Here is a 21,548-nt window from a genome sequence, read left to right on the forward strand (position 1 = left end):
AGGATGAACAAATCGATGCCAAACGCACTTTTAAGCATTCAAATCATTCCAAAAACGCCAAATGGCGAAGATGTGATTCCGTACGTAGACCGGGCCATTGAAGTGATTCAGGCTTCCGGGGTGAAATATCAGGTCAATCCTCTGGAGACCACCATGGAGGGGGAACTCGACGAGTTGCTGGCCATCGTAAAGAAAATGAATGAGGCTGTCATCGAGTTTGGCAGTACAGGCATCATTTCGCAAATCAAAATCTCGTATAACCCCAAAGGCGTCAGCATGGATAAGCTGATTGAAAAATATCGGCCATGAATCTCCGCAGCCTTTGGCACAGCATCTGGCCGCCCCTTGTGGCGGTCATGCTGTTTTTGCTGATTTGGCAGGGCGCCACCGCCTGGTTTCACATCGAAAAATGGATCCTCCCCAGCCCGGTCGATATCGGGCGTGAAGCGGCCGCAGGTGCGGCCAGTTTAGGGGAACACACGCTGGCAACACTGCGGCTGATGCTGATTGGTTTTGCCATTGGAACGCTCGTGGGCTTGTTGATGGCGTTTGTCCTCCATTATGTCCCGTTTCTTAAGGCGTCGTTGTATCCGTTGATCATCTTGAGCCAAAACGTGCCGACCATCGCGCTGGCCCCGCTGCTCATGATTTGGTTTGGGTTCGGGATCCTACCGAAGATCATCGTCATTACGCTCGTCTGCTTCTTCCCCGTTGCGGTGGCGACCATGGACGGACTGAGCCGCACGGATCGCGCGATGCTGGATTATATGCGGATGATCGGTGCGTCCAAGGCGGATATCTTCCGCAAGCTGGAGGTGCCCTACGCGATCCCCTCGATCATGTCCGGGGTTAAAATCGCCGCAACTTACAGCGTCATGGGTGCGGTCATCGCCGAATGGATCGGTGCGGACAAAGGAATCGGCTATTATATGATGCTGCAAAAAGCGTCGTTCCGCACAGACAAAATCTTCGTCGCCATCGCGATCATCGTAGCGATCAGCCTGGCGATGTTCGCCTGCGTTGCTCTTTTGGAAAAATGGCTTGTCCGCTATAAACCGTCGAACGACCGGAGTTAACGCAGCTTACAGAAAGGGTGGCTCGGTTATGAGTGAAAAATCAACGATATGGGATCTGGCCGTACCGGCGCTCGAGGTCCGGCAGATCCATAAAACATTTCGCGACCGGCGACGGGAAGTCCCCGTACTGCGCAATATCTCGCTACGGGTGCCTGCCGGCGAATTCGTGTCGATGATCGGCCCATCCGGCTGCGGCAAAAGCACGCTGTTTCACATTATCGGTGGGTTGACGGCCCCGGAACAAGGGGAAGTCCTACTTCAGGGGCGCCCGGTTACCGGTCAACGCGGGCATATTAGTTACGTGCCGCAGCAACCCGCGCTGTTCCCCTGGCGGACGATTGAGGACAACGTCGTTTTGGCGCAGGAAATCGCCGGAACCAGAAGCCGCAGCGATCGTAAGGAAATCCAACATTGGCTTGAAAAAGCCGGGCTAGGCGGTTTTGAACGAGCTTACCCCCATATGTTATCCGGCGGTATGCAGCAGCGAGCTTCTTTCCTCCGGGGGCTGCTCGCTCCCCAGGAAGTGATGTGCCTCGACGAGCCGTTTAGCGCCCTTGACGCGCTGACGCGCAGCGAAATGCAGCGTTGGCTGCTGGATATTTGGGAAGAGAATAAGCGTTCTGTCTTGATGATTACGCACAGCATCGAGGAGGCGCTGATGCTCTCCGACACCATTTATTTATTCTCGAGCCGGCCGGCGAGCATCCTGCATGCTATTCAAGTGCCTTTCCCCCGACCGCGGCGTGAAGAAATGACGGAAGATCCCGACTTTATTCGTTTGAAGCGAGAAATCGCATCCATGATGGCAGAGGAACAACGCAAAACGACAGCAGGAGGAGTCTAGATCATAGACTCCTCCTGCGATTATGTATTGATTTCGGCGACAGTAACTTGATCCACTTCCAGCATCAATTCTACCCATCTTTGCAAATGCCCGGCTTCCCCTGCGAAGGCAATCAGCCAGGTCACGGATTCAATGGATTCATGAGTTCCCTCCGGATCCACGAGATCCGGCATTCGGGCAAGCACCCGCTCATAGGCGTTCAGCTTTGCGTCGATCAGCCGGAATCGTGCCAGCCTCTGCGCACAATCGGGAAATAAGGTCACGCGAAGGGACAGCAATTTCCGGTCTGCCCGTTTGGCTTCCTCCAGTTCCGCCGGAGATACAAGACGGTTCCAGGACCCATTATCCAATGCCCATCCTCCCCCCTTGTAACCGCGACATTTACATGATCGAGTAAATGTTCAACATCTCATCGGACAGCTGCATTAACGCATCGACAATCTCCGGATCGAACTGGGTTTCACGATGACGGAGCAGCTCCTGCTTGGCTTCAGCCATCGTTAGCTTCCGCTCCCGGTAATGCCGATCCGATGTCATGGAATCAAAAGCGTCGACAACCCCGCAAATTCTCGCATTATAGGGGATTTCCTCCCCTTGCAGCCTGTCCGGATATCCGGCTCCGTCCCAACGCTCATGATGCCACCGGACGATATCCGCGATACCTGGGCCAAACGCCGGATCCGCTTCGACGAGTTCCGCCCCGATGACCGGGTGCAGCTTAATGATCTTCCACTGCGCTTTCGTAAGCGGCTCCCGCTGTTCGATGATCGCACGAGGAATCATCGTTTTGCCGATATCATGCATAAAACATCCGCGGACCAGCATGTCCTTCTCCGCCCCGCGAATCTCAAGCGGTTCGGCGATCTTCTCTGCCAGCATTGCTACTCGAATACTATGATGATAGGTTTCTGGATGTTTGCGCACGAGCAGGTTAAACCACTTCACTGCATCTGGGCTATTGTCCATATACAGTTCGTCAATGAACTCATTAAAAACAGTCAACCGTTCTGCCCCCTAAAACCTGTGTCTTCATTTGCCTTTCCCGTTCTGGATTCGCACTTTCCTTCCTTCCCTGAAGAAAAAAAGAACTTTTCGCTAAAATCCAGTTAAATTTTTATGCTTTTTACCCGATGATGAATCAGAGCAAACGGATGAAAAACAGATCATGTCGTACAATAACAATTATGCGACAAATCTAAGTAAAAAATGGTCAAAATTTGGCAAGGTTTGTAATTAACTCTTGTTACATTATAGGACAAAAGGGCGATTTTTGCATTATTTTCAGCAAAAAAATAGACAAAAAGCACTAAAATTTTTGAGAGAACTACATAAATTCCATCAAGCAGTCCTGCACGTAGTCAGGGGCGGCTTTTTTCATTTGCTCGACGGTGTGTAAGTAACGTTGGGTCGTGTTGATATGAGCGTGCCCCAAGGTTTCCTGAACCTGCTGCAGCGAGGCGCCCTGAAGTAAGGCCAAAGTCGCGTTGGTATGCCTTAACCAGTGGGGTGTCGGTTGCTTCTGGATCCCGCTTGTGGTCCCCGCTTGTTTGATGATCCGTTCGATTTGCCGCGGCGTTATCGCAAACAATACCAGTTCCGGGTCCGGTTCAGGGGAACCCGCCAATTTTCGCGCATGCTCCTGATACATCCTCCAAAGGTCATGCGGAATCTTGACCTCGCGCGTTTTTCCGCGCTTTGCGTGAGAGACGGTCAACCACACTGACGTTTCTAGCAAATCAGCGTTAAAATCCTTCCATTTGATTCCGCACAACTCGGATACACGAAGCCCTAACAGCACCAACGAAAGACCGATCAGATAATTTCGCAGGCTTTGACGCCGCAATGTTTCCAGCAGCTTGCCGACTTCATTGCGTGTGAGATAATGCCTGCGGCTCGTAACGACAATAGCAGGGATGCGAATATTTTGTGCCGGGTTATGATCAAAAAGACCGATACCGCGGTCGCTCCCCCATTTGTAAAACGACTTCAACGGCGCGATAAATGCAGCCACGCTGGCCGGAGCAAGCGGTTTTTGGGCATCTCGGTAGAATCCTTTCGTCAGGTAGATTTTATACGCTTCGATTTCCCTCCAGGACACCTCTCGAAACGGGACCCCTGAAAGGAATTGCCTAAATTGCTCCAGCGCCCGATAATAGTTTCTGCGGGTATTTGGCGCTTTGGCGCACGCGGTCAGGAACATCTGAATGATTTGCTCATCCTGATATTCCTGTGCGGATGATAAATGAAAGGGATATTGTTGGGCTACAGCCGACAAATAGTTAATTGCCATATTTTGTAGTGGACCTCCTGTTGACGTAATTTTTGTCGCATAATTGTTATTGTACGACATGTCTGCTCGGCTGTAATAAAAAACCATTTACGGAGGGTCCGCTCCCCTTGCAAAAAAAGGTATAAAAGCCGCAGAAATCGCTGAACTCATACCCAAAAAACAGGTATAATAAAGACATGCTGGTAACCTGTTTCTGGAAAGGGTCTGGTGAGATGTCCTGCGTTCTTCATGGTTTACCGTTGGAAACTCAAATTCCGTTGATCGACGCCCATATTCATTTGGACCTTTACGACGAGGTCACCCGGGAACGTCTGCTGCAAGAACTGCCGGGATGCGGGGTTGAATCCGTAATTGCCGTTTCGATGCATCTGGCCTCTTGCAAGCTGAACAGCGCTTTGGCGGAGCGCCATCCGAACCTGGTACGCCCGGCGTTTGGATTTCACCCTGAACAGCCAATTCCCGCGAATCGGGAAATCGATCTGCTACTGGATTGGATCAAGCGACATGCCGGGGAGATGATTGCGGTAGGCGAAGTCGGGCTCCCTTATTATGCTAGGCAAGAGGCGCTGGAACAAGGAAACCCGTTTGAGCTTGAGCCCTACGTGGATTTACTGGAGAAATTTCTAGTTCTAGCCAAGGAGACGGGTAAACCGGTCGTGCTGCATGCGGTATATGAGGATGCCGACCTTGCCTGCGACCTGCTGGATCGGCATGGTATCACCAAGGCTCACTTCCACTGGTTCAAAGGCGCGGAATCGACGGTCCAACGCATGGCTGAACGGGGCTATTTTATTTCGTTTACGCCGGATATCGTCTATGAAATGGAAATTCAGGAGTTGGCCCGACGCTATCCGCCCGAGCAGGTTATGGCCGAAACCGATGGCCCTTGGCCATTTGAGGGGCCGTTTGCGGGTCAGATCACCCATCCGCGTATGACCAGTCACGTCGCCATGGCTTGGGCGAATCTCCAGGGCATTCCCCCGGAAGAGGCTGCAAAGACGTTGTATCGGAACACGCGGCGTTTTTACGGATTGTGAAGGAAACGACGCTTAAAACAAAAGCTGTCCCCCAGGTCACCACAACCTGGACGGACAGCTTCTTTGCTGTTATTTCAATTCAAAACCGCGTTCGGCCAAAAATTCACGCATATGAAGGCGCGCCGGTTGAGCCAACTTCTCGGCCATCAGTTCAGACCAAGCCGTATCCTTCGCCCCGCCGGTCCGTTCGCGCAGATACTTCGACATCACCTCGTCGTAGGCGGCCACTTGTTCATCCTGACCGGCGGTGTCATAGCCGTTCCAATGCAGCACGGCCGGCAATGGAAGACGCGGCCGTAAACCCGGCTCCTGATCCGGGTAACCCAGACACATCCCGAAGACGGGATACGCCAAATGCGGTAAACCAAGGATCTCGGCCACTTCTTCGCTTCGGTTGCGGATACCGCCGATGTACACGATGCCAAGCCCCAGCGATTCCGCAGCTACCGCAGCATTTTGCGCCGCCAGCGCCGCATCGACTGTAGCTACGATGAAGTTCTCCGTCGTGTCTTCGTAAGTTTTTTGCGATGGAATATGCCGCTCTGCTGCCCTTTTTAACCTGGACAGATCCGCGCACCAGACTAGAAACACGGGGCACTCCACCACATAGGACTGTTGCCCGCAAAGCTCTGCCAGCTTGACTCTTCGACCCGCGTCCGTCACCGCGATTACGCTATAGGCCTGCACATTGCTCGAACTGGAGGCCATTTGCCCCGCGGACACGATTTGCTCCACCATTTCCTTGCCCACCGGGCGATCGCTGTATTTGCGAATCGAACGATGCTCCATCAATCTGGATATCGTCTCGTTCATCTTCCACACTCCTGTTCCCTGCATGATGTTAGTCCCATTATGGAACTTTCCTCCACTGGAAGCAAGGCGACCACTCGATCACTAGCCCTGATTCATCAACCGCTTCTCCCAAAGCACCACTACGAATTACCGGCAGCAACACCCGTGTACAGCATATAAATCGCCATTCCCCATACGATCAGTGCTGACACCCGATTGATCCCCCGCAGCAGCGCGCCTCCCCGATCCAGGCTTCCAATGGTTTTCCCCGCCATCGCCAGGCCGAAGAACCACATCCACGACACCAGAATCGTAGCCAGCGTGAACGCCCATTTCGCGCCGCCCGCGTATCCCAGCGAGCTTGTCCCGATCACGCCGATCGTATCCAGAATCGCATGCGGATTCAAAAACGTCACCGATAAAGCGAACACCGCCTGCTTCTTGGCAGGCAACCCGGATGGCCCAGCGGAAGCCGGCGCGGAGGCGTCCCGCCAGATCGTCCAGCCGATGGATATCATAAAGACGGCCCCCGCCGCAAACAACGCGATCTTCAGCCAAGTCCAGGACAAGACCAGCACCGTAACCCCCAATACCGCCAGCAAAATCAGGATCGTATCCCCCACAGCAGCAGTCAGCACGGCCGGCAAAGCCCTACGCAGTTTACGGCTGGCAGCCCCCTGGTTAAACACGAACACGTTCTGCACGCCTAACGGCAAAATGAGGCCAAACGCCAACAAAAAGCCATGGATCGCTGCACCCAGCATGCTCTCTCCCCCTTCCATCTCTATGCAACTAATTGTACCTGGCCGTTCCCCATTTGGCTCCATCCATTTGGATGGAATTTGAACCAACCAAACGATATAATAAGGGAAAATAACGTCGTTCACGCGAGAAAGTGGCAATCTACAAATAGGGGGTTATCCAACATGAACCATTCGACTTGGCGTCCCAGCCGAAGTTCACCCTTCCCGCTCCATCGCCAAATCACGGAGCATCTGCGCGACCTGATCGCCGGCGGCGAATGGCCGGTTGGAACGCGTATCCCGTCCCAGCGAGAGCTTGCCGCGCGTTATGGCGTCAACCGCAGCACAGTGGTCGCTGCGCTGGATGAGCTGATCGCCGCCGGCTTGCTTCAGGGCGACCGCGGCGGCGGCACCCGTGTCGTCAATCGGACCTGGGGCGTGCTGACCGCTTCTCCACCGCCGGACTGGAACGAGTACGTCCGCGCCGGCGTACAGCACCCCAATCTGCCGGCGGTGCAGGAGATTAACCAGGCCGAGTTCCGTCCGGGCATCCTGCGGCTTGGTACCGGTGAGATGGGGCCGGATCTGCTGCCGCAAACCGAGATGGCTAAGCTGTTGGGGCGAATGGCCCTACGTCCTCCAAACCTCGGCTATGGCGAGCCGAACGGGGATCTACGGCTGCGGGAAGCGATAGCGTCTCGGTTGAACCGGCTGGGCATCGCCGTATCGCCGTCCTCGCTGCTGATCGTCTCCGGTGCCTTGCAGGCGTTGCAACTCATAGCCGTCGGGTTGCTTCACCGGGGTTCGACGGTATTAACCGAACGGCCGTCTTACCTGTATTCGGTCCCCGTATTTCAGAGCGCCGGGATGAAGCTGCGAGGCGTGCCGATGGATGAACAAGGACTGCGCGCCGACTTGGTTTCTGTGTACGCCAAGCAATATTCAGGCGCGTTGTTATATACCATTCCGACTTTCCACAATCCAAGCGGAACGGTGATGAGCGAAGCCCGACGGAATCAACTGCTGGAGGTTTGCGAAGCGGCCCGCCTGCCCGTCGTCGAGGATGATGTCTACCGCGAGTTATGGCTGGACGAACCGCCGCCGCTTCCTTTGAAGGCGAAGGACGCCAGCGGCAGCGTGCTCTATCTTGGCAGCTTGTCCAAATCGCTGAGCCCCGGGCTGCGTATCGGCTGGATTGCCGGCCCTCAGCCCGTGATCGAACGGCTCGCCGACATCAAGATGCAAAGCGATTACGGCTCCAGCGCCCTTTCGCAGCAGGTCGCGGCAGAATGGCTGGAGAGCGGCCTGTACGACCGCCATCTCGAGCGGTTAAGATCTGCGCTCCGTCTGCGGCGCGAGGCGGCGCTCGACGCTTTAGGGCGGCATTTTCGCGATATCGCGGAGTGGGAAGCTCCGCGGGGAGGCTTTTACATATGGTTGAACCTTCATGGATCCCCCTCCCCGCGCAAAGTGTTTGATGCCGCGCTGAAGACCGGCCTTCTCATCAACCCGGGACACTTGTATGACCGCGAAGCGGAAGGCCGCTTGCGCCTTTCCTACGCGTATGCCACAGCCGATGAGTTAACAGACGGTATCGCCCGCCTTAGTGAGATCGTTCGCGCTTTGGAGTAAACCAATCAGGAAACTATTTACCGTTCGGAAGCGTCTACTATGTAACGAAGGAGGAATCTACATGCGTTTGCGAAAGGGGCTGCGGGGCTGCCTATTCTGCCTGGCCGCAGTGACCGTGTTGATCATGGCAGTCGCCTGCTCTCCTAGCAGCGAAGGAAACAAAACAACGACTCCGCCGACAGTCGAACAGCCCGTTTCGGAGCAAGGCCCACCATCTGGCGAAACCGGAGAATCAGGAACGGGAACGGATAGCGGTAATCTATCGGACGCAGAGGACGAGGAAGAAACCGCAACCGGGGACGAGGAATCTGAGACGTCAGCCGAGAACATGAATGGATCGGCCGGACAACTCTATGCCATCACGTTTGAAGCGATGATGGAACTGGACGAAGGGTTGAACCATGAGATGAACTATATCGCCGTCGACCTGAGCGAGATGACTCAACTAACGGAAGACGACAAAACCTATATCATTGAATATTTGCAAGACTTCGGCACCGAAATCCGTGACCGGACGATGGATCAGTTGATGGAGGAAGAAAATCCGGAACAGAGCAGTCCTTCCTTGAAAGGCGTGCTGCTGCGCGTCGACAAGGTCGAGATTAACGAGGACTCCGCCCAAATTGAGGGTTCCAAATACCGCTCCGGCACCGGCGCCGTCGGCGCCAAGATTACCTTGAAGCTTGAGGAAGGCGCTTGGAAGCTGTCCGGATCCGAGATGACCTGGATTAGTTGAGAAGGGGGCCGGGGCCGGACGCGAGAGCAGAGGCAGGCACGCAGAGAGCGGCGGGCAAGTCGAATGCGGCGAAGTTGCTGCGGACCACCGTTACCGTTTGGGATTACCAGTGACCAAGTACACTTCCGTACCACCCCGAGTCCTCATCCAAGAAATGTTGCATTTTATGCAACATTTCTTGGTGTTGTCGCCACTCTGAGCATAAATGTTGCTAAAAGCACAGCATTCTAGCCCGTTATCTCCAGCAACTCGATTTCGTCTCCACTTGCCCGCCCCCACAACCAGCTTGGTAGCCTCTATTCCCCCTCCCACCAAAACCACGAGTTAGTCAGAAATACGCTCCCCCTATCCTCTCCTAGCACTTTACGCACTTACGCATCTTCTCCGCCCATTCGCTCTCTCTAACACCAGCTCACTTCCTCACGATCCACGCACGTATACTCTCTCTACTTCTACCTCAAACACTTAACCAGCTTCTACTCCACATCCATTTCATCAAACGCCCTACGCACCTCTCCACCTCTCCCTCTCTCTCCGGACCCCTTTGGATGCCCCTCCAACTTGTCAAGTAACTTTGACTTCATCCACCTATTTACAATATATTGCAAAAGTGATATCATAACAGTATCAATTCAATATGCAGCTGAAGGAGTGTCATTCATGATGAAAGAAAAAGAGATTTCGTACCTGAACGGTTTTGTCGCCCTGCTGTTCATTTTGGGATTTGCCGCGTTGGGGACTTACCTTATTACGCTGAACGAGGTTTTACCGATTGCGGGCGGAGTGCTCTCCTGCGTTATCGCTCTCGTGCTTTTGACCGGTCTCACGACCGTGCAACCGAATCAATCGGCAGTGGTCACCTTCTTCGGCCGTTATCTTGGCGTCATCCGGAAGAACGGTTTCTATCTGGCGATTCCATTTTCGACCCGCAAGAAAGTGTCGCTGCGCGTTCGCAACTTCAACAGCGCCAAGCTGAAAGTCAACGATGTCAACGGGAACCCGATTGAAATCGCTACTGTCGTTGTGTTCTCGGTCGTCGACTCCGCCAAGGCGCTGTTTGAAGTGGACGAATACGAAACCTTCGTCGAAATCCAAAGTGAAGCCGCGCTGCGACATGTTGCCAGCAAATATCCGTACGACCAGTTGGATGACGTCGGATTCTCCCTCCGTGCCAATACGGAAGAGATTGCACTGGAGCTGACCGGCGAATTGCAAAACCGTCTGGCCATCGCCGGGGTTAAAATCATCGAGTCGCGTCTGACGCACCTGGCCTATTCGACCGAGATCGCCAGCGCAATGCTGCAGCGTCAGCAAGCCGAAGCCATCATCGCAGCCCGCGAGAAAATCGTCGACGGTGCCGTCACCATGGTGCAAATGGCCATCGAACGGCTGCAAGCCGGCCAGGTTGTCGAGCTGGACGACGAACGCAAAGCCGCGATGATCAACAACCTGCTCGTCGCCGTCGTATCCGACCGTTCCGCCCAGCCGGTCATCAACGCCAGCACGTTGTACTGATTAGGGGCATCCATTCACGATGGCCAGCAAAAAGAGCTTCCCACTTCGCCTTGACCCGACTCTCTATCAGGCTTTGGAACGCTGGGCAGCGGACGAATTCCGAAGCGTGAATGGTCATATCGAATACCTGCTGCGAGAAGCTTTGCGCCGCGAGGGAAGACTGCCTTCCACCCGGGCGCCGGGCAAGGAGGAGGAGGAGAAGCATGACACAGACGAAAGAAATCCGTAAGCCGTGGTGGGAATCCAAGTCGACAGCCCTGCTGAAGGAGTATGCCAAAACCTCCGGGAGTGCTTACACCGCCGGGAAGTTCAGTGGCTGGAGATACAAGAGCCAGCATGTGCGCGTGCCACTCCCTCGCAGCTTCGGCAGCTGCGAGGTGGCGATCACCGATCCGAGTAACGACTCATCCGGTAATGAGTACGTTATCTCCTTGAAATACATTTACCGGCCGCGCCGCAAGCTGGAGTTTGATTTATTTTCAGCCAAACGTCATCTCTTAGCTTGGTTAACCGGAGGACTCCGGGAAACGCCGCTCCCGAACTCCGCCATGAACAAGCGGTTTCAGGCCAAGGCTTCCCATCCCAGTCTGCTGCGGTCGGCATTGAAGCATGAGGGGCTTGAGGAGCTCCTAGACCTTCATCCCAACGTGCATTTTCGATTACGGATCAAGAGCGGACGCGCCACGTTAACCTGCACGGAGAAGTTCAAAAAGCCCGACGTGCCTGCCATCGCGGCTTCCGTCGAGCTGATGAAGAAAATGATCTTCGCCTTGGAGGAACAAGGAATCGTCGGCGATTCGCAACCCCACTCTCGCAAATAAGACAAAAAAACAAGCCTTCACGGCGCAAGGCCGGGATCAACCCGGAAACCTGCTCCTGAAGGCTTGTTTTGTTCTGTTACAGCTTCACCCGCTGCAAGCGGAGCGCGTTCAGCACCACCGAGACCGAGCTGAGCGCCATCGCCGCACCGGCCAGCCACGGAGCTAGGAAACCGGCTGCCGCCACCGGGATGCCGATCGTGTTGTACGCGAGCGCCCAGAACAGGTTCTGCTTGATGTTACCCATCGTGCGCTTGCTCATCGCGATTGCGTCCGGTACGCCTTCCAGGTCGCCGCGCATCAGCGTCACGTCGGCAGCCTCCATGGCCACGTCGGTGCCCGTGCCGATAGCGATGCCTACGTCGGCTACGGCCAGCGCCGGGGCGTCATTGATGCCGTCGCCAACCATCGCCGTCTTCAGGCCGCGGGCCTGCAGCTTTTTCACTTCGTCGGCTTTGCCTTCCGGCAGCACCTCGGCCAGCACCTCGTCGATCCCGACCTCGGCGGCGATCGCCTTGGCGGTGCGCTCGTTGTCGCCGGTGATCATGACCACGTGAAGTCCCATCTCCTTCAGCCGCGCCACCGCGGCTTTGGACGTCTCCTTCACGGTGTCGCTCACGGCGACCATGCCGGCGTAGACGCCGTCCACCGCCACGAGCAGCACGGTCTGGCCGGCCGCTTCCAGCGCGGCCATGCCGGTCTCCGCGGCGGCGACGTCGACGCCTTCACGCGCCATCAGGCGGCGCGTGCCGGCGAGCACCCGGCGGTCTTCCACGACCGCCGCAATCCCGTGCCCGGGCACCGCTTCAAAAGCGGTTGCCTCGGGCAGCTCCAGGGCGCGCGCCCGCGCCCCGGCCACCAGAGCATCCGCCAGCGGATGCTCTGAGCCGCGCTCGGCGGCGCCGACGAGCCGGAGCAATGCCGCGTCGTCCCAGCCCCCGGCCGGGACGACTTCCCGCAGCTCCGGCTGCCCTCGCGTGATCGTGCCGGTCTTATCCAGCACGATCGCCTGCAGCCCCTGGGCGGCCTCGAGGTGCTCGCCGCCCTTAAACAAGATGCCGTACTCCGCGGCCCGTCCGGACCCGGCCATAATCGACGTTGGCGTCGCCAGCCCCAGCGCGCAAGGGCACGCGATGACCAGCACAGCGATCGCCTTTTCCAGCGCCTCGGCAAAGCTGCCCGGCGCCACGAAGAAGAACCACACCAAAAACGTGACCACAGCAATCCCAACCACAATCGGAACGAAGATCCCGGAGATGACGTCGGCCACCCGCTGAATCGGCGCCTTTGAGCCTTGCGCCTCTTCAACGACGCGGATGATTTGCGCCAGCGCAGTTTCACTGCCAACCTTGGCAGCCTGAACGCGCAGCATGCCATGTTTGTTGACGGTCGCGCCAATGACCGCGTCGCCTTCCTTCTTCTCTACCGGGATGCTCTCCCCGGTCAGCATCGATTCATCCACCGACGAAGCGCCGCCGACCACCAAACCGTCGACCGGGATCTTCTCGCCCGGCTTCACAATCAGTACGTCACCCGGTACAACCGCTTCGATTAGCACCTCGGTTTCGACGCCATCCTTAAGGACGAGCGCTGTTTTCGCCTGAAGCCCCATCAGCGTTTTGATCGCCTGGGAGGAGCGGCCTTTGGCCAACGCCTCAAACCACTTGCCAAGCAGGATCAGCGTAATCAGGATCGAACTCGTTTCATAATACAGCTGGGGGGTATGCCCGTGCGGCATCGATAACGAATCCAAGCTCAAATACAAACTATAGAAATACGCCGCCGACGTTCCCAGCGCGACCAGAACGTCCATGTTCGCACTTCGGTTGCGCAGTGCTTTGTAAGCTCCGACGTAGAATCCGCGCCCGATGACGAACTGCACCGGCGTCGCCAGTACGAGTTGAAACCATGGGTTCATGAACAGCTCCGGCGTCCAGATCCACGAGGTGAAGGAGAAATGCCCGGCCATCGCCCACAGCAGCGGAAAGGCAAGTACCGCCGAGACGATCAGCTTATTTCGCTGTTTGCGGACTTCCCGCGTGCGGATATCCTCGGACTCCTGTTCGGACGGCTTCAATACCGCACCGTAGCCTAACTGGCTCACTTTCTCAATGATCTGGTCCAGCGAGACTTGAGTCGGCTCAAACCGCACCTGCGCAGTTTCCAGAGCCAGATTGACGTTAGCCTGCTCTACTCCAGGTAATCGGTTTAGTCCTTTCTCGATCCGGGCGGCGCAAGCCGCGCAGGTCATTCCGGTAATTTGCAGCGTCGTTTGATTCGGATCCCCACTGCCGATGGGCAATGCATTTTCCATGACCATTCCTCCATATCAATACCGATAATAGGTACCCCTAGGGGGTATATAAGAGGCGAACGAAATTTTCGCCTTCCGGAACCGCCGCATCCCGGGCCTGAGGCGCAAGGGGAATGCCGCACCCCAGTCCCACGATCCGCCGCAGCGGATTAAACGACGTCGTAACCTTGATCCTCAATTGCTTCTTTAATTTGCTCTACCGTCACTTTCGTTTCATCGAAAGTCACATCTACTTTCTTAGAGGCCAGATCGACTTTCCCTGTAGCACCAAGCCCGGCTACCGCCCCTTCTACCGACTTCACGCAATGATTGCAAGACATGCCTTCCACGTTTAACGTAATATTTTGCATCGCAAATTCCTCCTAGAGTAAAAATAATGGCTTAACCTTGCAGCGTACCCCTCTGGGGTTCCGCTGTTATTTCATGAGCTTGTTGACCGTGACCAGCAGTTCGTCGAGCACTTCAGTCTCGCCGGCTTGAATCCGCTCGATCACGCAGCTCTTCATGTGTCCCTCCAGCAGCAGCCTACCCACGCTGTTTAGCGCGGACTGCACGGCGGCGATCTGGTTCAGCACATCGTCACAGTAAGTATCTCTCTCGATCAGCCCTTTAATACCGCGGATTTGCCCTTCAATCCGGTTCAAACGACTGGTCAGGTTGCTCTTCATCGCTTCGGAATGGTGGCTGTGTCGTACCAGCTTGCCATTCTCCATTACGTGTTGTCCCTCGCAATGCTCCTCACAGGGCGCGGACGTCGGATGTTCATGCCCCTCAATCTTCGCCATACGTCTCTCCTTTCCAAACCAGCGTGGTTTGCTGTGGTAAGCTCATTATAATATACCCCCACGGGGTATGTAAAGTGGTGATTTTTATTTTTCTCAATACGAATTGCACAGTGCTCTATCCTACGAATAGATTCTCATTTACACTAGATGTTGGGTTTACTTATCCCAGGTAAGCTGCAACTCCCAAGAAAGCTGGTGCCTACCTAAATATGAACCGTCTGTTAAAACCATTGCCGCTTCTACTGATGATGTCCCTGCTCTGTGTTCTTGGAGCCTTCTTGGCTCCGGTAACCGAGAAATTGTTCTCCCTTCTGCTTGATATCCTTCTGGCTTTCTTATTCGCCATCTTCGTTCACGAGTCTGGACACCTGCTCGTTGGACTCTCCTTTGGGCTAAAACCGGAAGAGATGATCGTTGGTCCTTTTCGGCTCCTCTTTACCGGACGTACCCTCTCTTTCCAACCCAACAAGAACTGGCAGCGCTTTGGCGGGACGATGCGCTTCTCGCCTTGCTCTACAAAGCTGACAGAGATCGCCCGCAAGTGGTCCTGGATGGCCTTGGGAGGTCCTGCATTCAGTTTACTTACCGCTCTGCTTATTCTGGTCATCCACCGCTCATCACATCCATTAACAGAGCTGTTCATATGGTTCAGCTTTGCGCTTGGTGCGGCTACGCTCGTCCCTCTAACCAATGGGGTTAACCCTTCTGACGGCAAGCTCTTTATGCTCCTGCGCCAGCGATCGGCAAGGGCCGAACGATTGATGGCCGGGGTGATTTTGCAAAAAAGCTACTTATCCGAAAAGCGACCATGCGAATGGAATTCCGAAGTCATCGCCTCGGCAGCCCGGCTGCTAAATGATTTATCGGAACGTTCACCCGAGCAACTAGCCGATGAAGCTGAGCTCCGAATGTATTTGTACCTCCACTTTGCCGACACGGGACAACCGGAGGACGCACTAACCTATATTCGGCCGATTAGTCAGTCAAATCATCCCATTGCGTCCATCCCGGTTACCCGCCTCATGATCGACAGCCTATATGCCTGCCACCTACTTTTGAACCCTTCTGGCTTTCATATCCAGGGGAATGCCCAAGCGATAGTTGAAGCGATGCCAGACAAGGAGCCCTACAGTTACCACAAAGCATGGGCGGCGCTGATGTCCGTACAGGGGGAAAACGAAAAGGCGGCGAAGCATTTATCCCAAGCTCGAAGCCTGTTGGAGCGATGGTTCAAACCCTTTGGCACCTATCATTTTGAACAAGCGATCCTATCTCGTATCGAAAGACTGTCTTATCCACCACCTAGCGACCAAACCAACGTCAAAAAACCCGCTGCCACGAATACGTGACAACGGGTTTCTTTTCAGATAACCGACTATGCTCTTACTGATAACCCCAAATCATCGTCAACAAGGTCCCGAATACGGTAACCAGTCCGACGAACAAGGCGTACACAAGGTTGGCATACAATGCGCCTTTGCTGCGGTTCTCACCGATGTGCATGAACAGGAACAGCTGAACCGACATCTGGATGGCCGCGCAGACCAGCAGGATCGACATGCCGACGCCAAACGACATATCCCAGAAAACCACCGACAGCGCTACGGCAGAAAGGATCAGTGAGAACACATATCCCATGACGTGCTGAATCGGGAACAGTTTTTTCATGTCACATCAGTCCTTTCAAGTATACGAAGCTGAAGATGAAGATCCAGACGACATCCAAGAAGTGCCAGTACAGCGAGAAAATAAACGATTTGTTCGCCGTATCATGAGTAAATCCTTCGCGTTTCACCTGAAGCATGAGCCCACTGCCCCACAGCAGACCCATCGTCACGTGGACACCGTGCGTACCTAGCAGGACGAACAAGCTCGATAGAAATGCGCTGGTTTGGATCGTTGCACCTTCATGAACATAGGTGACGAACTCGGTAATCTCGATGCCAAGGAACCCAAGGCCAAGCAGCAGCGTGATGGCGAAGAAAGCCATAAACGGTTTTCTTAGCCCCAACCGCATGCTGTGCACCGCCAACCCGCAGGTGAAGCTGCTCGTCAACAATAGGAACGTTTCGCCCAGAACCGGTCCAATTTCGAAAATCTCCGCGCCGCTCGGTCCGTTACCGGTCCGATTCCACAGCGTCAGATAGACCGAGAACAGTGTGGCAAAGAGCACGATTTCCGCACCCAGGAACAGCCAGAACCCGAGTACCCGGTTACTGTTCTCTTCCGTTTGATATTCCAAAGGCAAAGTATGATCTACTTTCATGCGTGTTCACCCCGCAATCCTGCATCCGTATCCATCCGATCGGCTAAAGCCCGCTCGGTTTTGATGATTTCACTGACCGGAATGTGACGCCCATGGTCGCGTTCGAAAGAACGTACCGCCAGCATGACGACAATTCCCAGGCCGGCGATAATCGCCGGTACCCACCAGCTAAAGACCATAAAGAATCCGAAGAACATGAAAATCATGCCGAGGATAAACGGTTGACCACTGTTGTTTGGCATATGAATCTCTTCGATTTTATCCGTGAACAGCGGTTTTCCGCTTTTCTTCGATTCCCAGAACGCATCCAGCGAATCCACTTTCGGTACGATCGCGAAGTTGTATTCCGGAACCGGAGAATGCGTGCTCCATTCCAGTGTACGAGCGTTCCAAGGATCTCCGGTAGTATCCCGTTCCGCATAGCGGAAGCTCCAGTAGATGTTGTAAACCAGAACGATAAACCCGATGGCGAGTCCCACGGCCCCGATCGAAGCGATCAAGTTCAGCGGACCGAAGCCCGTGCTTTCCGAATAGGTGTACATCCGCCGAGTCATCCCCTTCAAGCCGAGGAAGAACAACGGCAAGAACGTAACGTTAAAGCTAATGGCGATAATCCAGAAGGCCAGCTTGCCCTGGCGGTCGTTCAGTCGGAAGCCGAACAGTTTCGGGAACCAGTAATAGAACCCGGCGATGACCGCGAATACCGTCCCCGGAATGAGCACATAGTGGAAATGCGCGACCAGGAACATCGTATTATGATATTGATAGTCGGCGCTCGCCATCGCCAGCATGACCCCCGTCACCCCGCCGATCGTAAAGATCGGAATAAAGGCGAGGGAATACAGCATCGGCGTCGTAAACTCGATGCGCCCCTTTTGCAGCGTAAACAGCCAGTTGAAGATTTTGACCCCGGTTGGGACGGCAATCGCCATCGTCGTGATCGAGAAGATCCCGTTGACCATTACGCCGTGTCCCATCGTATAGAAGTGGTGCGCCCATACGACAAACGACAGCAGGGAAATGACGACCATGCTCCATACCATGGATTTATAACCATACAGATTTTTGCGTGAGAAGGTCGAAATGACTTCACTGTAAATCCCGAAGGCCGGCAAAATGACGATATAAACCTCCGGATGGCCCCATACCCAGAACAGGTTGGCCCAGAGCATATCCATCCCGCCGTTGGCCATCGTAAAGAACTGCGTGCCGAACAGCCGGTCGAACATCATCAGCGCCAGCGCCACGGTAAGTACCGGGAACGCGAACAAGATGATGACGTTAGTGATGAGCACCGACCAGGTAAACATCGGCATTTTCATCAGCTTCATCCCAGGTGCACGCATTTTCAGAATCGTCACCAGGAAGTTCACTGCGGTCATCAAGGTCCCGATCCCCGCAATCTGGATGGCGATCGAGTAATAGTTGTTACCCACCGTCGGGCTGAACTCGATGCTAGCCAGCGGGAAGTATGCCGTCCATCCGGCATCTGGGGAGCCCCCGATGACGAAGGAGATGTTAAACAACATCGCTCCGGCGAAGAACAACCAGAAGCTGACGGCGTTCAATCGTGGAAACGCAACGTCGCGCGCACCGATTTGCAGCGGAATGACTACGTTCATCAAACCGACAACAAATGGCATCGCCATAAACAGGATCATAATGACCCCGTGTGTCGTAAAAATCTCGTTATAATGCTGCGCGTCCAGCAGTCCGTTCTCCGGTATCGCCAGCTGGGCCCGCATGAGCAGCGCATCCACGCCGCCCCGGAATAACATGATCAATGCTGCAATAATATACATGATGCCGATCCGCTTGTGGTCGACAGTCGTCAACCATTCGCGCCACAGCCAGCCCCATTTTTTAAAATAGGTTAGTCCGATGAGAATCACCAACGAGACGACCACGATACTAACCATCGCGCCGTAAATCATCGGCTCACCTGTGACGAAAAATTCGTCCCATTTCATGTTAAGCTTCTCCCTTCTCGTTGATTAGTTATGAGCTTCGTGATCGCTGGATTCTGTCATGTCCATTTCGGAATGGTCCATCGTTGAATGATCCATTTCGGTCTGTCCGGACTCTTCAACAGCGCCATTCTCGCCGCCATGATTATGGCCGGCATTCTCCCCTTCCGGTGCAGGCCGGAAAGCCAAATGGGTGGAGGTATAAGTTTGGCGGCCGACATGTGCGGTCTCCAGCAATTTGTCAAACTCCGGTTCGGTCAGTTCAGAAGCCGTGTCCTTCACTTCTTTGACCCATTCGTCATATTTAGATGGCGTCATGGCCAACGCTTCGAATTCCATATGCGCGAAGCCCTCACCCGAGAAGTTGGAGTTCTTGCCCATGTACGAGCCTTCATGCTCGGCAACGATGTTCAGCGTGTTGACCATGTCGCTCATCGCGTACTTTTGGCCAGCCAGCTGCGGAATCCAGAAGCTCGTAATCGGCCCGAACGAATACAGCCGGAACTCAATCGGACGATTCGTCGGGAAGTTAACGTAGTTAACCGTTTCGATGCCTTCCTCCGGATAACTGAAATGCCATTTCCAGTTGGACGAGGCCGCATAAATCACAAGCGGTTTTTGATCCTCATAACCTTCAGGCACCTTTTCCACCGCAGAGGTACTGCGCACGGTCACGACCGAAAGAACGGCCACGATAATGATTGGAATCGTAATCCAAGTGATTTCCAGCCATTTGCTGCCTTCGACATGCGGCGGTTCGTAATCCGGAGCCGCTTTAGAGGCGCGATATTTCGTTAGCATGTAAATGTACAGCGTGTAAACGACCAGCAAAATAAACGCCATCGTTAAAATAGAAAAAATGATGACTTGCGATTGGGTCTTGGCCACCGGACCTTTCGGATTCAATACCGCCAGCTGGTTGCAACCGGTCAGGAGGACAAGAAGGGCCGAGAATAAAGCGAGCAGCAACCCTTTCCTTTTCATAGGATACCGATACCCCTTTCTTCATTATGAACGCCATCCCCTAGCTTGGAGGATCGCTTCGTTCGATCAGTTACTTTCATGTTAGGAAAGGGGCGGTTGAATAACAATTCATAGAGATTGTTATATTTGTAAATTTATTACAATATAAAGTGTGATTTTTGTCCTATACATCGCAGTGAAAGTTGATTGACGGCGATTTTCGACCATTATCCGTCAAATTTGCCGATTTTGATAATTGTTCACAATGCGCCTCTCCCTCGTCAGAGTTCGCAGAATTGTCATATAAAATCCGTTATTTGTGATCTTGTTCACAAAATAAACTCTGGAGACTTGCTTCGCGTTGCACACTCTTCCCTCTTACGTTAAGGGAATTTACGACATTTTCGTGACATTTTCCGTTTGTAATAATAGAAAAGAGGCTGTCCCAAGCAGCAAACTCACCTGCCCTCGGGACAACCTCTTAACTCATGCTTCAATTCTCTCTCAAACGGACGGAACAAGAACCGCCCAGCATAAGGCGGAATATTCGACTACAGCAGCTCTTTGCGAAGCTGTTCCGGCGATTTCGGCGACAGCAAGCCAAACGGAATATCGAAGACGGTCTTTGCTCCCGACTGGCCAGCTTGCGACAGCTTGTACGCCGCACGAGCGTAAGCGACCAATACGCTAGCCGTAAATTCCGGATTGCTATCCAATTTCAGGCTAAACTCAATCAGCTGCGTGCTGTTCTCGCCGGTCCGACCGCTGCGCAGCACCATGCCGCCGTGCGGCATCGCGGAGTGGTTCGCCTTAAGTTCTGCATCACTAATAAAATGTACGGTCGTGTCGTAATCCGAGAAGTAGTTCGGCATCGACTTGATCTCTTGCTCAATCTTCGCCAGATCGGCTCCTTCCTCCGCAACCACGAAGCATTCACGCAGATGCTTCTCGCGCGTGGACAGCTCCGGATTTTCACCTTGGCGCACGCGCTCAACCGCCGCTTCCACCGGAATCGTATACTGAACGCCGTTCTTCACGCCCGCCACGCGGCGAATCGCATCGGAATGCCCTTGGCTGACACCTTTGCCCCAGAACGTATAGTCGTTCCCTTCCGGCAGCACGGACTCGGCCAGCAGCCGGTTCAGCGAGAACAAACCCGGATCCCAACCGGTCGAGATGACGCTAACCGTTCCCGCTTTCTCGGCAACCCCGTTCACCTTCGCGAAGTACTCCGGAATTTTCGCATGCGTATCAAAACTATCGACGGTATTGAACATGGCCGCCAATTGCGGCCCTTGCTCTGGCAAGTCCGTAGCCGACCCGCCGCACAAAATCAACACGTCGATGTCGCCCTTATATTTTTCGATCTCGGAGATGTGAACCACGCCGCTCGCCGACGCCACCGCATCCGGTTGTCTGCGTGAGAAAATCGCTTTCAGCTGGAAATCCGGATTTTGCTTCAACGCCAGCTCCACGCCCCGTCCCAAATTTCCGTAACCTACGATACCTACCCGAATTGTTGCCACTGTATATCCTCCTTCATTATAGTCAATCTCGTCTTATGCTATGGACTAACCCCCATTGTAATTTACCCTTATCACTTTTTAAATAGTTAACATACAAAGTTAGTCTTTTTGTTTAAAAAATATGTGCTATTGTGCAAATGACACTGTATTTTTATGCAAATCTTAATTTCGACACTTCACAAATCGGTCACAATTGAGGTGCGATTTCTTTACGATATAGCCCATTCTAGTCATACCCACTCCT

At 54.1% G+C, this 21,548-nt stretch carries 23 protein-coding genes; 10 read left to right on the forward strand and 13 right to left on the reverse strand.

Annotated features, from left to right (window positions below):
* Positions 1 to 15: 15 nt before the first annotated feature.
* The 3 genes from IM700_RS02715 to IM700_RS02725 are packed head-to-tail and all read left to right on the forward strand — an operon-like array spanning position 16 to position 1,920.
* The gene (locus IM700_RS02715) at positions 16 to 309 is read left to right on the forward strand and encodes an MTH1187 family thiamine-binding protein (protein ID WP_059042346.1); all 294 of its coding nucleotides are present in this window, start codon (positions 16 to 18) and stop codon (positions 307 to 309) included.
* Positions 306 to 1,076, forward strand: coding sequence for an ABC transporter permease (locus IM700_RS02720; RefSeq protein ID WP_193416700.1), 771 nt, complete (start codon positions 306 to 308; stop codon positions 1,074 to 1,076). Before IM700_RS02715 ends, IM700_RS02720 begins: the two co-directional genes overlap by 4 nt.
* A 28-nt stretch (positions 1,077 to 1,104) precedes the next feature.
* Positions 1,105 to 1,920 (forward strand): ABC transporter ATP-binding protein, encoded by an 816-nt coding sequence (locus tag IM700_RS02725; protein WP_193416701.1) that lies wholly within the window; start codon positions 1,105 to 1,107, stop codon positions 1,918 to 1,920.
* Between the two features lie 20 nt (positions 1,921 to 1,940).
* Here IM700_RS02725 and IM700_RS02730 read toward each other — a convergent pair whose 3' ends face one another.
* From IM700_RS02730 to IM700_RS02740, 3 genes are all read right to left on the reverse strand, one after another.
* The gene (locus tag IM700_RS02730) at positions 1,941 to 2,270 is read right to left on the reverse strand and encodes a hypothetical protein (RefSeq protein ID WP_193416702.1); all 330 of its coding nucleotides are present in this window, start codon (positions 2,268 to 2,270) and stop codon (positions 1,941 to 1,943) included.
* A 31-nt stretch (positions 2,271 to 2,301) separates the two neighbouring features.
* On the reverse strand, positions 2,302 to 2,922 hold the full coding sequence (locus IM700_RS02735; RefSeq protein WP_155607432.1) for an HD-GYP domain-containing protein: 621 nt from the start codon (positions 2,920 to 2,922) through the stop codon (positions 2,302 to 2,304).
* 322 nt (positions 2,923 to 3,244) lie between these two features.
* Positions 3,245 to 4,210, reverse strand: a complete 966-nt coding sequence (locus IM700_RS02740) for a tyrosine-type recombinase/integrase (protein ID WP_193416703.1) — start codon at positions 4,208 to 4,210, stop codon at positions 3,245 to 3,247.
* Positions 4,211 to 4,422: 212 nt separating this feature from the next.
* Between IM700_RS02740 and IM700_RS02745 the strand changes: the two genes are divergently transcribed.
* On the forward strand, positions 4,423 to 5,247 hold the full coding sequence (locus IM700_RS02745) for a TatD family hydrolase (RefSeq protein ID WP_193416704.1): 825 nt from the start codon (positions 4,423 to 4,425) through the stop codon (positions 5,245 to 5,247).
* Between the two features lie 69 nt (positions 5,248 to 5,316).
* Here the strand turns inward: IM700_RS02745 and nfsA are convergent, their stop codons facing one another.
* On the reverse strand, positions 5,317 to 6,060 hold the full coding sequence (nfsA, locus tag IM700_RS02750) for an oxygen-insensitive NADPH nitroreductase (protein ID WP_193416705.1): 744 nt from the start codon (positions 6,058 to 6,060) through the stop codon (positions 5,317 to 5,319).
* A 119-nt stretch (positions 6,061 to 6,179) separates the two neighbouring features.
* Entirely contained in the window at positions 6,180 to 6,803 is a 624-nt protein-coding gene (locus tag IM700_RS02755; protein WP_193416706.1) for a LysE/ArgO family amino acid transporter, read from the reverse strand.
* 162 nt (positions 6,804 to 6,965) lie between these two features.
* On the opposite strand from IM700_RS02755, the gene IM700_RS02760 reads away from it, so the two are divergent.
* The 5 genes from IM700_RS02760 to IM700_RS02780 all read left to right on the forward strand — a co-directional run bounded on the left by IM700_RS02760 (position 6,966) and on the right by IM700_RS02780 (position 11,486).
* The gene (locus IM700_RS02760; protein ID WP_193416707.1) at positions 6,966 to 8,414 is read left to right on the forward strand and encodes an aminotransferase-like domain-containing protein; all 1,449 of its coding nucleotides are present in this window, start codon (positions 6,966 to 6,968) and stop codon (positions 8,412 to 8,414) included.
* Between the two features lie 61 nt (positions 8,415 to 8,475).
* Positions 8,476 to 9,150 (forward strand): hypothetical protein, encoded by a 675-nt coding sequence (locus IM700_RS02765; RefSeq protein WP_193416708.1) that lies wholly within the window; start codon positions 8,476 to 8,478, stop codon positions 9,148 to 9,150.
* A 663-nt stretch (positions 9,151 to 9,813) separates the two neighbouring features.
* Complete coding sequence (locus IM700_RS02770; protein WP_155607505.1) at positions 9,814 to 10,665, forward strand: SPFH domain-containing protein; 852 nt, start codon at positions 9,814 to 9,816, stop codon at positions 10,663 to 10,665.
* 19 nt (positions 10,666 to 10,684) lie between these two features.
* Positions 10,685 to 10,894, forward strand: a complete 210-nt coding sequence (locus IM700_RS02775; protein ID WP_193416709.1) for a type II toxin-antitoxin system antitoxin — start codon at positions 10,685 to 10,687, stop codon at positions 10,892 to 10,894.
* Positions 10,869 to 11,486, forward strand: coding sequence for a hypothetical protein (locus IM700_RS02780; RefSeq protein ID WP_193416710.1), 618 nt, complete (start codon positions 10,869 to 10,871; stop codon positions 11,484 to 11,486). The genes IM700_RS02775 and IM700_RS02780 overlap by 26 nt, the downstream gene beginning before the upstream one ends.
* Positions 11,487 to 11,562: 76 nt before the next feature.
* On the opposite strand, the gene IM700_RS02785 is transcribed toward IM700_RS02780, so the two are convergent.
* From IM700_RS02785 to IM700_RS02795, 3 genes are all read right to left on the reverse strand, one after another.
* Positions 11,563 to 13,797: a heavy metal translocating P-type ATPase gene (locus IM700_RS02785; protein ID WP_155607441.1), complete on the reverse strand. Its 2,235-nt coding sequence runs from the start codon at positions 13,795 to 13,797 to the stop codon at positions 11,563 to 11,565.
* A gap of 149 nt (positions 13,798 to 13,946) precedes the next feature.
* Entirely contained in the window at positions 13,947 to 14,147 is a 201-nt protein-coding gene (gene copZ / locus IM700_RS02790; RefSeq protein WP_155607442.1) for a copper chaperone CopZ, read from the reverse strand.
* Positions 14,148 to 14,213: 66 nt separating this feature from the next.
* Positions 14,214 to 14,510 (reverse strand): metal-sensitive transcriptional regulator, encoded by a 297-nt coding sequence (locus IM700_RS02795; RefSeq protein WP_155607506.1) that lies wholly within the window; start codon positions 14,508 to 14,510, stop codon positions 14,214 to 14,216.
* A 281-nt stretch (positions 14,511 to 14,791) separates the two neighbouring features.
* Here IM700_RS02795 and IM700_RS02800 point away from each other — a divergent pair, with 281 nt between their 5' ends.
* A complete protein-coding gene (locus IM700_RS02800; protein WP_193416711.1) occupies positions 14,792 to 15,931 on the forward strand; it encodes a site-2 protease family protein in 1,140 nt (379 codons plus the stop codon).
* Between the two features lie 34 nt (positions 15,932 to 15,965).
* On the opposite strand, the gene qoxD is transcribed toward IM700_RS02800, so the two are convergent.
* From qoxD to IM700_RS02825, 5 genes are all read right to left on the reverse strand, one after another.
* The gene (gene qoxD, locus IM700_RS02805) at positions 15,966 to 16,250 is read right to left on the reverse strand and encodes a cytochrome aa3 quinol oxidase subunit IV (protein ID WP_155607443.1); all 285 of its coding nucleotides are present in this window, start codon (positions 16,248 to 16,250) and stop codon (positions 15,966 to 15,968) included.
* Between the two features lies 1 nt (position 16,251).
* Complete coding sequence (qoxC, locus tag IM700_RS02810; protein ID WP_193416712.1) at positions 16,252 to 16,848, reverse strand: cytochrome aa3 quinol oxidase subunit III; 597 nt, start codon at positions 16,846 to 16,848, stop codon at positions 16,252 to 16,254.
* Positions 16,845 to 18,818 (reverse strand): cytochrome aa3 quinol oxidase subunit I, encoded by a 1,974-nt coding sequence (gene qoxB / locus IM700_RS02815; RefSeq protein WP_193416713.1) that lies wholly within the window; start codon positions 18,816 to 18,818, stop codon positions 16,845 to 16,847. The genes qoxC and qoxB overlap by 4 nt, the downstream gene beginning before the upstream one ends.
* 24 nt (positions 18,819 to 18,842) lie before the next feature.
* A complete protein-coding gene (gene qoxA, locus IM700_RS02820; RefSeq protein ID WP_193416714.1) occupies positions 18,843 to 19,799 on the reverse strand; it encodes a cytochrome aa3 quinol oxidase subunit II in 957 nt (318 codons plus the stop codon).
* 530 nt (positions 19,800 to 20,329) lie between these two features.
* On the reverse strand, positions 20,330 to 21,304 hold the full coding sequence (locus IM700_RS02825) for a diaminopimelate dehydrogenase (protein ID WP_193416715.1): 975 nt from the start codon (positions 21,302 to 21,304) through the stop codon (positions 20,330 to 20,332).
* Between the last annotated feature and the right edge of the window lie 244 nt (positions 21,305 to 21,548).

Source organism: Paenibacillus rhizolycopersici (genome assembly GCF_014947195.2).
In the GTDB taxonomy this organism is placed as follows: domain Bacteria; phylum Bacillota; class Bacilli; order Paenibacillales; family Paenibacillaceae; genus Fontibacillus; species Fontibacillus rhizolycopersici.

Bases quoted from the DNA above. Each gene is read 5' to 3' on its own strand.
- IM700_RS02715 (WP_059042346.1), top strand. From the start codon at position 16: ATGCCAAACGCACTTTTAAGCATTCAAATCATTCCAAAAACGCCAAAT.
- IM700_RS02720 (WP_193416700.1), top strand. From the start codon at position 306: ATGAATCTCCGCAGCCTTTGGCACAGCATCTGGCCGCCCCTTGTGGCG.
- IM700_RS02725 (WP_193416701.1), top strand. From the start codon at position 1,105: ATGAGTGAAAAATCAACGATATGGGATCTGGCCGTACCGGCGCTCGAG.
- IM700_RS02740 (WP_193416703.1), bottom strand. From the start codon at position 4,210: ATGGCAATTAACTATTTGTCGGCTGTAGCCCAACAATATCCCTTTCAT.
- IM700_RS02745 (WP_193416704.1), top strand. From the start codon at position 4,423: ATGTCCTGCGTTCTTCATGGTTTACCGTTGGAAACTCAAATTCCGTTG.
- nfsA (WP_193416705.1), bottom strand. From the start codon at position 6,060: ATGAACGAGACGATATCCAGATTGATGGAGCATCGTTCGATTCGCAAA.
- IM700_RS02755 (WP_193416706.1), bottom strand. From the start codon at position 6,803: ATGCTGGGTGCAGCGATCCATGGCTTTTTGTTGGCGTTTGGCCTCATT.
- IM700_RS02760 (WP_193416707.1), top strand. From the start codon at position 6,966: ATGAACCATTCGACTTGGCGTCCCAGCCGAAGTTCACCCTTCCCGCTC.
- IM700_RS02765 (WP_193416708.1), top strand. From the start codon at position 8,476: ATGCGTTTGCGAAAGGGGCTGCGGGGCTGCCTATTCTGCCTGGCCGCA.
- IM700_RS02770 (WP_155607505.1), top strand. From the start codon at position 9,814: ATGAAAGAAAAAGAGATTTCGTACCTGAACGGTTTTGTCGCCCTGCTG.
- IM700_RS02775 (WP_193416709.1), top strand. From the start codon at position 10,685: ATGGCCAGCAAAAAGAGCTTCCCACTTCGCCTTGACCCGACTCTCTAT.
- IM700_RS02780 (WP_193416710.1), top strand. From the start codon at position 10,869: ATGACACAGACGAAAGAAATCCGTAAGCCGTGGTGGGAATCCAAGTCG.
- IM700_RS02785 (WP_155607441.1), bottom strand. From the start codon at position 13,797: ATGGAAAATGCATTGCCCATCGGCAGTGGGGATCCGAATCAAACGACG.
- copZ (WP_155607442.1), bottom strand. From the start codon at position 14,147: ATGCAAAATATTACGTTAAACGTGGAAGGCATGTCTTGCAATCATTGC.
- IM700_RS02795 (WP_155607506.1), bottom strand. From the start codon at position 14,510: ATGGAGAATGGCAAGCTGGTACGACACAGCCACCATTCCGAAGCGATG.
- IM700_RS02800 (WP_193416711.1), top strand. From the start codon at position 14,792: ATGAACCGTCTGTTAAAACCATTGCCGCTTCTACTGATGATGTCCCTG.
- qoxD (WP_155607443.1), bottom strand. From the start codon at position 16,250: ATGAAAAAACTGTTCCCGATTCAGCACGTCATGGGATATGTGTTCTCA.
- qoxC (WP_193416712.1), bottom strand. From the start codon at position 16,848: ATGAAAGTAGATCATACTTTGCCTTTGGAATATCAAACGGAAGAGAAC.
- qoxB (WP_193416713.1), bottom strand. From the start codon at position 18,818: ATGAAATGGGACGAATTTTTCGTCACAGGTGAGCCGATGATTTACGGC.
- qoxA (WP_193416714.1), bottom strand. From the start codon at position 19,799: ATGAAAAGGAAAGGGTTGCTGCTCGCTTTATTCTCGGCCCTTCTTGTC.